Origin of the sequence: Inquilinus limosus DSM 16000 (genome assembly GCF_000423185.1) — a bacterium.
GTDB classification, from domain to species: Bacteria; Pseudomonadota; Alphaproteobacteria; order DSM-16000; family Inquilinaceae; genus Inquilinus; species Inquilinus limosus.
In genome coordinates, this window is the sequence record NZ_AUHM01000033.1 from 27,311 (window position 1) to 41,866 (window position 14,556).

The window sequence follows — 14,556 nt, forward strand, 5'->3', positions numbered from 1 at the left end:
GGTCTCAATCAGTTCAGGCTGCTGCGGAAGGACTGGAGCAGGATGGCGGCCTCGTGCCGCTGGATCTCCGGCTCGCCCGGGGCGGAGACGTAGCGGTCGAGGGCGTCGATCGCGGCCCGCATGTTGCCCAGCCGGGCGTAGAGGATGCCGGCCTCGCGCAGCAGCGGCGCGTGCTGCGGCGCGAAGCGGCGCATCGCCTCGATCACGCCGAGCGCCTTGGCGAAGTCGCCGGCCCGGATGTGGCGGACCTTCAGGTTGTTCTGCAGCCGCAGCAATATGTCGCGGTCGGTCACCGGCTCGTAATGCTCCGGCGACAGCTCGGCCCCGGCGTCGAGCACGGCCTTCAGGAGGTCGCGCAGCTCGCCCGGGCCGCGGCTCATGCCGGCATGGAACGGGTCGAGGATGGTGCGGGCACCGCCGGCGTCGAGCCGGACCAGGAAATGGCTCGGGAAGTTCAGCCCGACCATGGTCCAGCCCTGGGCCCGGGCAACGTGCAGGTAGAGGATGCCGAGCGTCACCGGCAGGCCCTTCCGCCGGTCGATCACCCGCATCAGATTGGCGTTCTGCAGGTCGTCATAGCTGTCGACGTCGCCGGCATAGCCCCAACGCCGCGCCAGCACCGCGGTCATCGCCTCGGCCGGCGCCAGCGTCTCCGCCTCGCGCGCCACATCGGCCACCAGCTGGTCGAGATGGCGGCGGTACCAGTCGAATCCGACGCCGCGCGGCCGGTCGAGCGCGGCCAGCGCCAGCGCCGCCTCGGCGAGATCGATGGCGTCGTCCGGCTGAGAGCCGGCGCGGTCGAGTATCGACTGGATCGTCGGGTCCATGGGTCCTGACTTAGCCCGATCCCGCCCGGGATTCCACTACCGATCGACCTGCCAGGCGTCGGCGATGTGCACCGGCCAGCGCCAGGGCCGCACCACCACCAGGTCGAAGCGCAGCGCATAGCTTTGCGCATAGCGCGGCTGCTGTGCCAGGAATAAATTCGCAGCCCTTTGCAGGCGCTCGCGCTGGCGCGGCTGCAGCGCCAGCAGCCCGGCCGCCAGGTCGGGCCGCGCCTTGACCTCGACGAAGGCGACGGTGCGGCCGCGCAACGCCACGATGTCGATCTCGCCGAGCGGCGTCTTCAGCCGCCGCGCCAGGATGCGCCAGCCCTTGGCCCGCAGGAGCCACGCCGCCGCCCGCTCGGCCCTGAGGCCGAAGGCCTCGGCCCGGCGCCGGGAATCGTCCTTGAAGCCCCTATTTCTCATCGGCGGCGAGGTCGAGCGCCAGACGGTAGACCTCGCGCTTCGGCTCCCCGGTCGCCGCCGCCACGGCCTCGACCGCGTCGCGCAGGCTCATGCTGGCCAGCGCCTTCCGCAGTTGCCCCGCCAGGTCCTCCTCGCTCGGCCGCGCCGCTTCGCCGGGCGGGCCGATGACGATGACGATCTCGCCCTTGGGCGGCCCGGCCTCGGCGTAATGCGCCGCGAGATCCGGCAGCGGGCCGCGCCGCACCTCCTCAAACAGCTTGGTCAGCTCGCGCGTCACCGCCGCCTCGCGGTCGCCCAGCACCGCCGCAAGGTCGGCCAGGCATTCCGGCAGCCGGTGCGGCGCCTCGAACAGGATCAGGGTGGCGGCGACCGGCGCCAGCTCGAGCAGGAAGCTGCGCCGGGCCGAGGATTTCGGCGGCGGGAACCCGGCGAACAGGAACCGGTCCGACGGCAGGCCGGACAGCAGCAGCGCGGTCAGCGGCGCCGAGGCGCCGGGCAGGCAGGTGACGGCCAGCCCCTGGTCCCGCGCCGCCCGGGCCAGCTTGTAGCCGGGGTCGGAGATCAGCGGCATGCCGGCGTCGGAGACGAGGGCGATCGCCTGGCCCTCGGCGATCCGGCGCAGGATCTGCGGCCGCATCTCCGCGGCGTTGTGCTCGTGATAGGGAATCAGCTTCGTGCCGATGCCGTGGAGCGACATCAGCTTGCGGGTGGTCCGCGTGTCCTCGCAGGCGATGGCGTCGGCGCCGCGGAGCAAATCGAGCGCACGAAGCGTTATGTCCCCGGCATTGCCGATCGGGACCGCCGTCAGATACAGGCCCGGCGCCGGTTTGCTCGGCTCCGGTTTACTCGGCGGTGTTGCGCCGGTAGGGTCGGCGGCGGAAGGCCGCCGCTGCCCGGCGCCTGAGGATTGTCGAGAGTGAGGGGGCGTCCGTGACAAGACTTGCGACAGTCAGTGAGGGGCCGTTCGGCCGGGGTGGCGCGGGACTGCGGCGCCTGATCAAGCTGGCGGGGGCCGCCGCGATGGTCGCGGCGCTCGCCGCCTGCGCCCAGTTCCAGACCGTACCGAGGCCGACCCCGATCACGCAAGCGCCGACGGCGGCCGCACCGACCCGGCCCGACGACGGGGTGCTGCGGGTCGGGCTGCTGCTGCCGCTGTCCGGCGGCAGCGCCAGCCTGGGCGAGGCGATGCAGCGCGCCGCCCAGATGGCGGTGTTCGACACCGGCACCCAGGTCGAGCTGCTGCCGCGCGACACCGGCGACAGCCCGAACCAGGCCGGCCAGGCGGCGCAGTCGGTGATCGCCCAGGGCGCCGACATCATCCTGGGGCCGCTGTTCAGCAAGTCGGTCGCGCCCGTGTCGCAGCAGGCCCGCGCGGCCGGCATCAATGTCGTCGCCTTCAGCACCGACACCGCCCAGGCCGGCGGCAACGTGTTCCTGCTGAGCTTCCTGCCGCAGCAGGCGATCGACCGGATCGTCGGCTACGGCGCCAGCCAGGGGATGCGCCGCTTCGCCCTGCTGGCGCCGCGATCGGCCTATGGCCAGCTGGTCAGCCGGGCGCTGAGCGAGGCCGCCGTCAAGTACAATGTCGAGGCGCCGGTGGTCGAGCTGTACGACAGCAAGCTGTCCGACCCGACGCCGCTGCAGCAGCGGCTGCAGGCGACGCCGGTGGACGCGGTGATCGTGGCCGATGTCGGCAACCGGCTGAGCGTGGTGGCGCCGATGCTGGGCTATTCCGGCGTCACCGCCAAGCTGATGGGCACCGGCCAATGGGACGACCCGCAGGTCAACCGCCAGCCCTATCTGGCGGGCGCCTGGTACGCCGCGCCCGACCCGTCGCGCCGCGCCGATTTCGAGAGCCGCTACGCCCAGCAGTTCGGCGGCCCGCCGCCGCGGCTGGCGACGCTGGCCTATGACGCGGTGGCGCTGACCGCGGCGCTGGCCAGCCAGCCGGCCTCCGGCGGCAACCCGTTCAACACGGTGGCGCTGCAGGACCCGAACGGCTTCGTCGGCATCGACGGCATCTTCCGCTTCGGCCCGAACGGGCTGGTGCAGCGCGGCCTGGCGGTGCTGCAGGCGGAGCCGACCGGACCGACGGTGGTCGAGGCCGCGCCCGACAGCTTCTCCGGCGCGGCCTTCTAAATTCATTGAACTTTTTGCGGGATTCTGCGGCGTCGCGTTTTAAGATAAGTATGATCATTCGATAGGATCGTGACGCCGGAGATGCCGATGCCGATCGTTCAGCCGAACCGGCCGAACGAGCAGACGGGCGGGGGTGAGCAGCCCCCGCCCGCCCCCGTCGAGATCGAGCTGAAGCTCCGCGCGGCGCCCGAGGATCTCGAACGCCTGCGCCGGGCCGAGCTGCTGACGCGGATCGCGGCCGGCCCCGGCACCGCCCGGTCCCTGACCTCCTTCTACTACGACACGCCGGACTGCGCGCTGCAGCGCCGCGGCGTGACCCTGCGGGTGCGCCGAATCGGCCAGCGCTTCGTCCAGACCCTGAAGACCGAGCGCCGCGGCGACGGCTTGGCCCGCGGCGAGTGGGAGGTGGCGCTGCCGGCGATGGTGCCGGCGCCCGACGCCTTCGACGACCCCGAGGCGAAGGCCCTGTTGGACGGCGTCCCGGTCGATGCGCTGACCCACCTCTTCACCTCCCGCATCCAGCGCGAGACCCGGATCCTGTCGCTGCCGGACGCGGTGGTGGAATGCGCCTTCGACACCGGCACGATCGAGACCCGCGACGCCAGCGACCCGGTGGCGGAGATCGAGCTGGAGCTGAAGGAGGGCCGCACCGCCGCCCTGTACCGTCTGGCGCTGACCTTCCTCGACGAGGTGCCGCTGCGGGTCAGCGAGGTGACCAAGGCGGAGCGCGGCTACCGCCTGGTGGCGCGCCGCCCGCCCGGGGTGATGTACGACCCGAAGACGCCTTTGACCTCGCGCATGACGGTGGATGAGGCGATCGGCACCGTGCTGGCCCGGTGCCTGAGGCACTGGACCGCCAACGAGGCGGCGGCGGAGGATGGCGGCGACCCCGGCGGCGTGCACCAGATGCGGGTGGCGTTGCGCCGGCTGCGTTCGGCCCTGGCCCTGTTCCGGAAGACCGTGCCCTCGCCGACGCTGGACTGGCTGCGCGACGAGGCGAAGTGGCTGGCCGGCGCGCTGGGGCCGGCGCGCGACTGGGACGTCTTCCTCAACGCCACGGTCGAGCCGCTGGACACGATGCGGCCCGACGATCCGGGCATCGCCGTGCTGCGGGCCGCGGCGATGCGCCAGCGCGAGGCCGGATACGCCGCGGTGCGCCAGGCCCTGGCCGACCCGCGCTGCGCCCGGCTGCACCTGACGCTCGGCGAATGGCTGGAGCGGCGGGGCTGGCGTGACCACGCCTCGACCGCGACGCTGACGGCCCTGGTCGAGCCGATCGACGGCCTGGCCGGGCGGCTGATCGCCCGGGCGCACCGCAAGGTGGTGACCCGCGGCCGCCATCTCGCCCGGCTCGACCCGCCGCACCGGCACGAGGTGCGGATCGCGCTGAAGCGGCTGCGCTACGCCATGGACTTCTTCCGCCCGCTGTATCCGGAGAAGCGGGCCAAGCCCTTCGCGACGCAGCTGTCGCGCCTGCAGGACGCCTTCGGCCATCTCAACGACGTGGCCACGGCCGAGACGCTGCTGCAGCGCCTGACCGGCGAATCCGCCGATCCCGCGCTGCACCGGGCGGCCGGCATGGTCCTGGGCTGGCACGCCCGCGGCGCCGAATCGAGCGAACCGGAGCTGCTGGCGCAATGGGACGCCTTCCGCGCCGTCAGGCCGTTCTGGACGCGGGAGTGAAGCCGCGGCCGCCCGCCCGTCTCTCTGCGAGGAGGCGAAGCCGACGAAGCAATCCAGGGGCCACGCCAAACAGCCCTGGATTGCGTCGCTGCGCTCGCAATGACGATGTAGGGTATCGCAGAGGGGCCTGACCAATGGGGGATATCGGCATGATCTCCGTGCTCGTCGCGAACACCAAGGGCGGCTGCGGCAAGACCACGATCGCGACGACGCTGGCCTCGGCCTTCGCCGGGCAGGGCCGCTTCACCGTGCTGGCCGATGTCGACCGCCAGCATTCCAGCCTGGACTGGGCGAAGCGGCGCCCCGACGCCGCCCCGGCCCTGGCCGGGCTGGACTGGGCGAAGTCGGAATTCGCGGTGCCGAAGGACGCCGAGCGCGTGGTGATCGACGCGCCGGCGGCGCTGAAGATGAAGGACGTCGAGGCGCTGGTGAAGATGGCGGACGTGATCATCCTGCCGGTGCTGCCCTCGGCCTTCGACGAGGCGGCGACGCGCCGCTTCCTGAACCGGCTGGAGGAGCTGAAGCCGATCCGCAAGAGCCGCGCCGCGGTGGCGATCGTCGGCAACCGGATGCGGGTGCGGACCCGGGCGGCCGCCCAGCTGGACGCCTTCCTGGGCGGGCTGGGACACAGCGTGGTGTCGCGGATCCGCGACAGCGCCGCCTATACCGAGGCGGCGGCGGAAGGGCTCAGCGTGTTCGACCTGCGCGGCCGCCGCGCCGAGGATCTGCGGGAGGACTGGGCGCCGCTGCTGCGGCATATCGAGGCGGCCGGCGCCGCCTGAGACTCTGGCCCGAAACCCGCCCCGGCGGGCTTCGAACCAGACTCTAACGTCGTTGCAATGCGAAATGTCGGATCAATGCCGTGCCGTATGGTCGCGCAGCACGTCGGCGATGAAGGTGTTGGCCAGGTCTGACGACGCTTCCGGATGCCGCTTGCGAAACGCCTCGAGCGCGGCGTCGCAGGCCGTCCACTCGTCGGCGCCGGCGGCGCGACGCGCCTCATAGGCGCTGATGACGAGATCGCTGGTGGAAGGAGTCGCCTGGCTCACTGAACCTCTCCCTTGCACAATATCGATGCCTGACTCGGCTAACAAATCGGCGGGTGAAGCTTTTAACATTGCACTGCACAATAAGTTCCCTGTCCAGTCGAATCTTCGATCGGAACGCGGCAAAACCCAATATCGGAATCGTGGCAATTTTGAATAAAGAGCCGTAATCCGGCGGGATGAGACAACATCCGAAATGATGAAGCCGAGATCAGGACAAGATCATGTCCGGCATTTGGCCGACATGTGGGCTCAGGGCTTCAGCCGCCAGCCGCGGGCGATCAGCAGGGCGGAGCACGCCCACAGCACCGCGCCGGCGGCGGCCAGGATCGCCAGGCTGCGGCCGACCGGCTCCGCCCCGGCGCCGCCGAAGGCGATGCGGGCGGCGTCGATCGCGTAGTAGACGGGGTTCAGCGCCACCACGGCCGCCAGCGGACCGGGCAGCAGGTCGACCGGGGCGAAGACGCCGGAAAGGAAGGTGACCGGGATCAGGAGGAAGCCGAAGAAGGCGGCGGCCTGGTCCCATTTCTGCGCCCACAGCCCGACCAGTGTGCCGGCGGCGGCCAGCAGGAAGGCGCCGAGCAGCAGCACCAGGGCCAGCAGCAGCGGGTCGGCGACGGCGGTGCCGGCGGCCAGCAGCAGCGCCGCGAGGCAGGGCAGGCCGGTGACGAGGCCGGAGGCGGTGCCGGCGAGGGCGTAGCCGGCCGCCACCTCCCAGGCCGAGAGCGGCGGCATCAGGATGTCGCCGATCAGCCGTTCGACCTTGAGGAAGGTCAGGCTGTAGACCGTGGCCTCGGCCGCGCGCTGGATCACGACATAGACCACGAGGCCGGGCGCCAGGAACGGCAGCAGGCCGCCGGGCCCGGCCCAGGCCGCCGTCCCGGACGCGTCCCCGGTCGCCTCGCCCGAGGCGATGGCGAAGACCGCGACATAGAGCAGGATGGAGAAGGTCGGGGCGACGATCGTCTCGAGCCAGTCCTTGAGGTAGGCCCGGAACTCGCGCCGGAACAGCGTGGCGAGGCCCAGCCAGTGCACCGCGCCGTAGCGCCGGACCGGGCGCGCCGCCCCTGCCGGAAGCCGCACGGCCTCAGGCCTTCAGCTTGTAGCCGGTGGCGAGCATGCGCAGCAGCAGCGCCAGCAGCGCCGCGTTGGCGCCGAGCAGGACCAGGATGCCGACGGCCAGCGTGCCGTCGCTGACGCCGATGAAGCCGTAGCGGAACCCGTCGATCATGTAGAAGAACGGGTTGAGATGGACGACGAAGTGCCAGGCCGGCGGCAGCCGGTCGAGCGAGTAGAAGGTGCCGGACAGGAAGGCCAGCGGCGTCACCACGAAATTGGTCACGGCGGCGATGTGGTCGAACTTCTCCGACCAGATGCCGCCGATGGCGCCGAGCAGCGCCAGCATCATCGACGCGGCGATGCCGTGGAACAGGACGAAGCCCGGGTGGATCGGGTCGACCGGCACGAAGATCCGGATCGCGGCCCAGGTCACCGTGCCGACCAGCAGGCCGCGGACGATGCCGCCGGCGATGTAGCCCACCGCCAGCTCGGCCGGCGCCAGGGGCGGCATCAGCACGTCGACGATGTTGCCCTGGATCTTGGCGATCATCAGCGAGGAGGAGGTGTTGGCGAAGGCGTTCTGCGCCATCGCCATCATGATCAGCCCCGGGGCCAGGAACTGCAGGAACGGCACCCCCGCGGCCTCGCGCGACGCACCGCCGAGGGCGAGCGCGAAGATGGCGTAGAACAGCAGGGTGGTGACCACCGGCGCGGCGATGGTCTGGGTCGCGACCTTGAGGAAGCGGTGCACCTCCTTGGCGGTCAGGGTCCACAGGCCGATCCAGTTGATGCGGCCGATCAGGCGGGGCTGGGGCATGGGCGTTCGTGTGGCGGCGGGCGCGCGACCATAGCCCGGCCGGGCACGGCCGGCAAATGGCCGAGGTGCCGGCAGCCCCTACTCCGCCGCCATCGCCCCGGCGCCGGCCTCGGCCGGCATCAGCCAGCCATCCTCGACCCGGAGGCGCAGCGCCGCCCCCTCCTCCGGCGGCGGGCCGCGATGGGCGACGCGCAGCACCCGGGCGGGGTCGGCCTCCGGCCGGCAGTGCAGGATGGTGACCGCGCCTTCGAAGACGGCGCGCTCCAGCCGCGCCGGGATGCCGTCCGCCGGATCGACCGCCAGCCCCTCGGCCCGCAGGCAGGCGGATTGCGACGGCGTGCGCGGGCCGGGGCCGCTGCGCAGCCGCACCGCATGGCCCCAGAGCTCGGCGGCGCAGAGGCCCGGCCCCGCGCCGCCGCGCCAGGTCACCGGCACCACCATGCCGCGGCCGACGAAATCCGCGACCATGGCGGTCGCCGGCTCGGCGTAGAGGCGCCGCGGCGGCGCCACCTGCTGCAGCCGGCCGCGGTCCATCACCGCGATGCGGTCGGCCAGGGCCATGGCCTCGGCCTGGTCGTGGGTGACATAGACCACGGTGGCGCCGAGCTGCCGGTGCAGCCGGCGGAACTCCGCCTGCAGCGCGTCGCGCAGATGCACGTCGAGATTGGCCAGCGGCTCGTCCATCAGCACCAGCGACGGCGCCATGGCCAGGCAGCGGGCCAGGGCGACGCGCTGGCGCTGGCCGCCCGACAGCGCGTCGGGCCGGGCCTCGGCGCGGTCGGACAGGCCGACCGCGGCCAGCGCCTGCTCCGCACGCCGGTTCCGCTCCGCCGCCGGCAGCCGGCGGATGCGCAGCGCGTAATCGACATTCTCGCGCACGGTCATGTGCGGCCACAGGGCGTAGGACTGGAACACCATGCCGATGCCGCGCTCCTCCGCCGGCACCATCGCCCCCGCGCCGGCCACCGCGCGGCCGCCGATCCGGATCGTGCCGGCATCGGGCGCGTCGAAGCCGGCGAGCAGGCGCAGCAGCGTGGTCTTGCCGCAGCCGGAGGGGCCGAGCAGGGCCAGGAACTCGCCCTGCGCCACCTGCAGCTCGACGCCGTCGACCGCGGTGCGATGGCCGAAGCGCCGGACGACTCCTTCGATCTCTACGGCAGCCATGGCAGCGATCCCCTGGGCAGGCGGCGGGCGAAGAGCGTGGCGATTCCGGCGAGGCCGAGCGTGACCAGCACGGTGAGGACGGCGACGGCCGAGGCGGCGGTGGCGGCGCCTTCCGCCTGCAGCGAGAACACCATCACCCCGACCGTCTCGCTGCCCCGCGACCACAGCAGGGCCGAGACCGTCAGCTCGTTGAAGGCGGTCAGGAACACCAGGATGGCCCCGGTCGCGACCGCGGGCGCGACGGCGGGCAGCAGGATGCCGAAGAGGCGCCGCGGCCCGCGGGCGCCGGCCAGGCGCGCCGCCTCCTCCGGCGCCGGGTCGGCCTGGGCGACCGCCGCCGCCACCGGCCGCAGCGCCAGGGCCAGGAACCGGCCGAGATAGGCGGCGAGGATGATCCACAGCGTGCCATAGAGGCTGATGCCGAGCAGCGGCAGCGGCCGCAGCAGCAGCAGGATGGCGGCGATCGCGGTCAGCACGCCGGGCAGCGCATAGGGCAGGTCGGCGACGGTGTCGAGCCAGCGCATGGCCCGGGAACGCCGCGCCTCGGCGTAATAGGCGAGGACCAGCCCGACCGCCGCCGTGGCCACCGCCGCGGCCCCGGCCAGCACGGCGCTGTTGAGGAAGGCGCGGCGGGTCGGGTCGTGTTCGAACAGGATGTAGGCGAACTGGTCGAGGCTGGCGGTGTCGAGGCTGAGCTCCACCCCCAGCGCCGGCACCAGGGCCGAGGCCAGCAGGGCCAGAAGCGGCGCGACGGACAGCACGCCGACGACCAGCCACAGCGCCATCTCCACCCAGGGCCGGGCGCGGCCGAGCGGCAGGACCGGCCCGGTCGGCCCGGTGCGGACCAGCACCGGCGCCCGCGCCGCGGCCCAGCGCTGCAGCCCGAGGCCGAGCGCCGCCAGCAGCGCCAGCACCAGGGCCAGCGCCGCCACCTCGCCCAGCACCGAAGGGCCGAAGCCGCTGAGCCGCTGGTAGATCAGCGTGGTCAGCACGCTGTAGCGGCCGGGGATGCCGAGGAGGGCAGGCACGCCGAAATTGCCGATCGCCGAGACGAAGGCCAGCGCCGCGCCGGCCAGCAGGGCCGGGCGCAGCAGCGGCAGCAGGATGCCGAGCAGGATGCGCGGCCCCTTCGCGCCGGCGGCGCGCGCGGCCTCGACCAGGTCGCAGGGCAGGCTTCGAATGGCGGCGGTGACGGCGAGGAAGACCAGCGCCGCATGCTCCAGCCCCATGATCCAGACCACCCCGCCGCCGGAATAGAGCGGGTGGTTCGGCCAGGGGCCGGTGACGGCGTCGAGCAGGGCGCGGGCCGGCGTGCCGGCGTCGAGCAGCCGGATCCAGGCCAGCGCCGCGATCTGCGGCGGGATCAGCATCGGCAGCAGGCACAGCAGCGCCAGCACGCCCCGGCGCCGGATGTCGGTCAGCCCGATGGCGAGCGCGAGGCCGCCGCCGACCACGACCGAGACCAGGGTGGAGCCGAGGCCGGCGACGACGGTGTTCTGCAGCGCCCGCAGCGTCGCCCGGCCGCCGAGCATGGAAAGCGCCGCCTCCGGCTGCGCCAGCCCTTCGGCGAACAGCCGAAGCAGCGGCAGGGCGCAGAACAGCAGCACATAGGCCCCGGCCGCCCCAGCCAGCGCCGGGTCGCCCCAGCGGCGCGGGCGGAGGGCGGGGGCTGACGCAAGAGAACGACTCACGGGACTGATGGAACTGTGCTCGACGATCTCGGAGCCTCCGCGTTTAGCCCCTTACTCCACCCATGTCTCCCGTCCTGTCATGCCCGGGCTTGACCCGGGCATCCAGAAGGTCTCGACATCCTCTGGATTGCCGGGTCAAGCCCGGCAATGACAGTAAGGGGAAGCCCAAGCGCTGCCTCACCCCCCGAAGGCGTCGCTGAACTTGCGCTTGTTCTCGTCGACGCCCTTGGCCAAGGCCTCGGCCGAAACCGGCATCAGCTTCAGGTCGGCGGCCGCCGGGCGGCCGGGCGGCAGCGGGGCGCCGGGCTTGCCGGGGATGTAACCCTGCTTGGCCATGTACGCCTGGCCCTCGTCCGAGAGCAGCCAGTTCACGAAGGTCTTGGCGTCGGCGACGTCGTCGGCGGTCTTCAGGATCGCCACCGGTTCGGTCACCACCGACACGCCGTCCGCCGGATAGACGAAATCGACCGGCGAGCCCTTGGCCTTGGCGTTCAGCGCCATGAAGTCGACGATGATGCCGTAGGCCTTCTGGCCGGTGGCCACCGCTTCCATCACCGTGCCGTTGCCCTGGCCGGCGACGGCGCCGTTCTCCGCCAGCTTGTCGAGATAGTCCCAGCCCAGGCCGGGCTGCGCCGCGACGGTGCCGACATGGATCACCGCGGCGCCGGAATAGAGCGGGCTGGCCATGATCACCTGGTCCTTGGCCGCGGCGGACAAGAGGTCGGCCCAGGACTTCGGCGCCGGCGCGCCGGACTTGGTGTTCCAGGCGATGCCGGTCGGGATCAGCTTGGTGCCGAAATAGGTCTTGTCCGGGTCGGCGAAGCCGTCGGGGAAGCCGGCGATCGGCGCGTCGGCATAGGCCAGCAGCCGGCCGTCATCCTTCAGCTGCTGCATCGCCACCGCATCGGCGATGAACACGACGTCGGGCTGCGGCGACCCGGCCGCGAACTCCGCCTGCAGCTTGTTCAGCACCTCGGTGGTGCCGGAGCGGAAGAACTCGACCTTCACCTCCGGATGCGCCTTGTTGAACTCGGCGACCAGCGCCGTCATCGCCTCGTTCGGGGTCGAGGTGTAGATCATCAGCGATCCCGGCGCGGCGAGCGCCGCGGTGGAGACGGCCGTCAAGGCGGCGGCGAGCAGAAGGCGGGTCAGCATCGGCGTCGATCCCAAGGATTTTAGACAATGGCTAGGGTGCTAGCAGGTTCCGGTTGCAGTTTCGTGACCGGTTCCACCCGCCAGGGCAAGCCCGTGCCGTCGAGGCCTGATACCAGCGGCCCGAAACATTGACCCGTCATGGCGAGGCGCGCAGCGCCGTGGCCATGACGGTTTGGGGCCGAAGAGCGGATCTCAAACCATTGGCATGAGGTCAAATCTCCACGGTCTCGTCGAGGACAATGCGGGCCGGCGCAAAGGCCTTGGCCCAGGCGGAGCGGTGCTTGGCGTCGCCGAAGGCCGGCACCACCACCTCGGCCCCGAGCGCCTTGGCCAGCGCGGCGTTCTGCGACAGGCGCGGATGCACCGGCCAGCGCAGGGAGATCGCGCGCCCCGCCTCCACCGCCCGGCGCGCCGGGGTGCCGGCGGCGAGGTAGCCGGTGGCGACCACCGGCCCGTCCTCGCTGCCCCAGCCTTCCAGCAGCGGCTTGGCGGCGCCGCCGGTGGCGTTCGGCTTGGCGGCGATGATCGGCCGCTCCGGCGGCGGCTCGACGGAGCCGATCGGCTCGATCCGGCTGCGCAGGGAATCCAGCATCGTCGCGGCGCCGGGCCGAAGCCAGCCCGGGTCGGCGATCAGCCGGTCGATCATCGCGCGGTTGGCATCGCACACCGCCGGCTTCCGGCCGTTCGCGGCCGCGGCGGCCATCGCGATCTCCGGCCCCCGCCCGCCGGCCGGGGCCAGCAGCAGCGACCGCTTGGCGGCGAAGACCGGGGCGAAGGCGGCGATGCGGTCCTCATGCGGCGTGTCGTCGTCGCCATAGGAGGCGTCGAGGATCGCGACCCGCGCCGGCGGCGGCTCGGCATCGACGGCGAACACCACCGAGTCGAAGGCCATGTCGCCGGCATAGAACAGCCCGCCGCCGACCGCGAGATGCAGCCACACCCCGCCCGGCGCGTGGCCGGACCGGCCGCAGGTGACGGCGAGCCCGTCCGGCAGCCGGTTGCGGCCGAGGCCGAGAGGCCGGCGGTCGGCCGGCGCCCCCTCGGGCAGCGCCTCCAGCACCGGCGGGGTGGCGTAGACCGGCACCGGGCCGAACCGCTCCGCCGCCTCCGGCAGCGCGTCGACATGGTCGGGATGGGCATGGCTGAGCAGGATGGCGTCGACCGGGCCGAGGCCGGAGAGGTCGGGCCGCATGCCCTCGTCCGGACCGGCGCCGCAGTCGAGCAGCAGCCGCGTCCCGCCCGCCTCCACCAGGAAGCAGGCCGGGCCCTTGCCCCCGACGCCCGAGATCGCCCGCACGCTCGCCGCCATCCGCCCCTCCAGATCGCCGCCTCCTGCCTAGACGGCATCGGCGCGGGACGCCATCCCCGCCTTCACACGGCTGTCTTGACTCCCGAATGAAACGTTTCATAGTGGAGGCATGCCACAGCGGAAGACGACGATCAGGGAGGTCGCGTCACGGGCCGGGGTCTCGCTCGGCACGGCATCCAACGTGTTCAACGGCAAGGCCGGGGTCGCCGCCGAGAGCCGCCAGCGGGTGCTGGAGGCGGCCGAGGCGCTGGGCTACCGCCCGAACAGCCTGGCGGCCGGCCTGCGCCGGCAGCGCACCCGCACCATCGGGCTGGTGGTGCCGGACGTAAACAACATCGTGTTCAACGAGCTGGTCGAGCATCTCGAGAACATCGCCCTGTCGCAGAGCTACGACGTCATCATCGTCACCTCGCGCGAGGACCCGGAGCGCGAGCACGAGCGGGTGCGGGCGCTGCTGTCGCGCCGCGTCGACGGGCTTATCATCATCCCGACCCGCGACTGGTCGGCGACCGAGCGAGAGATGCGGCACCACCGCATCCCGGTGGTGGTGCTGGACCGGGTCGGGGCCGAGGACCGCTTCCCGTCGGTCGCCTCCGACAACGCCGCCGCCACCCGGCTGGGAACCGAGCATCTGCTGGGCCTGGGCCACCGCGACGTCGCCTTCGTCATCAACTCGACCCGGCTGTGGAACAGCGCCGCGCGGGTCGAGGGCTTCCTGTCGGCCATGCGCGCCGCGGGGCTGGAGAAGCATGCCCGGGTGCTGCTGCCGGGCATGACCGAGGAGGAGACCCGGGCCGGCGTTCTGCCGGTGCTGGCCGAACCCGATCGGCCCACCGCGGTGTTCACCGGCAGCAACGTCGCCACGCTGGGCGTGCTGCGGGCGGTGCAGGATGCCGGGCTGTCGATCCCGCAGGACCTGTCGCTGCTGGCCTTCGACGACTTCGCCTGGCTGACCGTGCTGCGCCCCTTCGTCAGCGCCATCCGCCAGCCGACCGAGGCGCTGGCCGGCCATGCCTGGCGCATCCTGACCGCCGCCTTCGAGAAACCGGACCGGCCGGCGGAGCACATCCGCCTGCCGGCGCCGCTGATCGTGCGCGAGACCACGGCCGCGCCGCCCGGAAAGGCCGCGGCGCGGCGGCGGATGAAAGCTTTCAAGGACACGGCGGAGGGGGCGGCCGGGCCGCCCTGAACCGCCGCGCCGGGCGGCCGCAACGAAGCCGCCCGCGACAAGACTGGGAGGAGA

The 14,556-nt window shown here is 72.5% G+C and carries 14 protein-coding genes; 4 read left to right on the top strand and 10 right to left on the bottom strand.

The genetic code is table 11. From position 1 onward, the window contains the following. Positions 1–8: 8 nt before the first annotated feature. The 3 genes from G537_RS0123985 to rsmI are packed head-to-tail and all read right to left on the bottom strand — an operon-like array spanning position 9 to position 2,187. The gene (locus G537_RS0123985; protein WP_026872275.1) at positions 9–827 is read right to left on the bottom strand and encodes a SirB1 family protein; all 819 of its coding nucleotides are present in this window, start codon (positions 825–827) and stop codon (positions 9–11) included. Between the two features lie 36 nt (positions 828–863). After that, positions 864–1,250, bottom strand: a complete 387-nt coding sequence (locus tag G537_RS0123990) for a YraN family protein (protein WP_026872276.1) — start codon at positions 1,248–1,250, stop codon at positions 864–866. Next, positions 1,240–2,187, bottom strand: a complete 948-nt coding sequence (rsmI, locus tag G537_RS39585) for a 16S rRNA (cytidine(1402)-2'-O)-methyltransferase (protein WP_155888742.1) — start codon at positions 2,185–2,187, stop codon at positions 1,240–1,242. The genes G537_RS0123990 and rsmI overlap by 11 nt, the downstream gene beginning before the upstream one ends. On the opposite strand from rsmI, the gene G537_RS39590 reads away from it, so the two are divergent. From G537_RS39590 to G537_RS0124010, 3 genes are all read left to right on the top strand, one after another. Then, a complete protein-coding gene (locus G537_RS39590) occupies positions 2,181–3,389 on the top strand; it encodes a penicillin-binding protein activator (RefSeq protein WP_155888743.1) in 1,209 nt (402 codons plus the stop codon). The genes rsmI and G537_RS39590 overlap by 7 nt on opposite strands. An 87-nt stretch (positions 3,390–3,476) precedes the next feature. Then, positions 3,477–5,072: a CYTH and CHAD domain-containing protein gene (locus tag G537_RS0124005; RefSeq protein ID WP_162146143.1), complete on the top strand. Its 1,596-nt coding sequence runs from the start codon at positions 3,477–3,479 to the stop codon at positions 5,070–5,072. 149 nt (positions 5,073–5,221) lie between these two features. Next, positions 5,222–5,854, top strand: a complete 633-nt coding sequence (locus G537_RS0124010; RefSeq protein ID WP_026872278.1) for a ParA family protein — start codon at positions 5,222–5,224, stop codon at positions 5,852–5,854. 72 nt (positions 5,855–5,926) lie between these two features. On the opposite strand, the gene G537_RS0124015 is transcribed toward G537_RS0124010, so the two are convergent. From G537_RS0124015 to G537_RS42315, 7 genes are all read right to left on the bottom strand, one after another. Further along, a complete protein-coding gene (locus tag G537_RS0124015) occupies positions 5,927–6,121 on the bottom strand; it encodes a hypothetical protein (RefSeq protein ID WP_026872279.1) in 195 nt (64 codons plus the stop codon). Positions 6,122–6,370: 249 nt separating this feature from the next. Beyond that, a complete protein-coding gene (locus G537_RS39595; protein ID WP_034852813.1) occupies positions 6,371–7,201 on the bottom strand; it encodes an ABC transporter permease in 831 nt (276 codons plus the stop codon). Positions 7,202–7,205: 4 nt separating this feature from the next. Then, positions 7,206–7,994 (bottom strand): ABC transporter permease, encoded by a 789-nt coding sequence (locus G537_RS0124025; RefSeq protein WP_026872280.1) that lies wholly within the window; start codon positions 7,992–7,994, stop codon positions 7,206–7,208. A 78-nt stretch (positions 7,995–8,072) separates the two neighbouring features. Next, positions 8,073–9,158: an ABC transporter ATP-binding protein gene (locus G537_RS39600; protein ID WP_034852815.1), complete on the bottom strand. Its 1,086-nt coding sequence runs from the start codon at positions 9,156–9,158 to the stop codon at positions 8,073–8,075. Next, positions 9,146–10,849, bottom strand: a complete 1,704-nt coding sequence (locus tag G537_RS0124035) for an ABC transporter permease (RefSeq protein WP_034852817.1) — start codon at positions 10,847–10,849, stop codon at positions 9,146–9,148. Before G537_RS0124035 ends, G537_RS39600 begins: the two co-directional genes overlap by 13 nt. A 177-nt stretch (positions 10,850–11,026) precedes the next feature. Then, positions 11,027–12,004: an ABC transporter substrate-binding protein gene (locus G537_RS0124040; protein ID WP_026872282.1), complete on the bottom strand. Its 978-nt coding sequence runs from the start codon at positions 12,002–12,004 to the stop codon at positions 11,027–11,029. 211 nt (positions 12,005–12,215) lie between these two features. Beyond that, positions 12,216–13,313 (bottom strand): MBL fold metallo-hydrolase, encoded by a 1,098-nt coding sequence (locus G537_RS42315; protein WP_051249030.1) that lies wholly within the window; start codon positions 13,311–13,313, stop codon positions 12,216–12,218. A 109-nt stretch (positions 13,314–13,422) separates the two neighbouring features. On the opposite strand from G537_RS42315, the gene G537_RS39610 reads away from it, so the two are divergent. Then, positions 13,423–14,502: a LacI family DNA-binding transcriptional regulator gene (locus G537_RS39610; protein WP_051249033.1), complete on the top strand. Its 1,080-nt coding sequence runs from the start codon at positions 13,423–13,425 to the stop codon at positions 14,500–14,502. Positions 14,503–14,556: the final 54 nt, after the last annotated feature.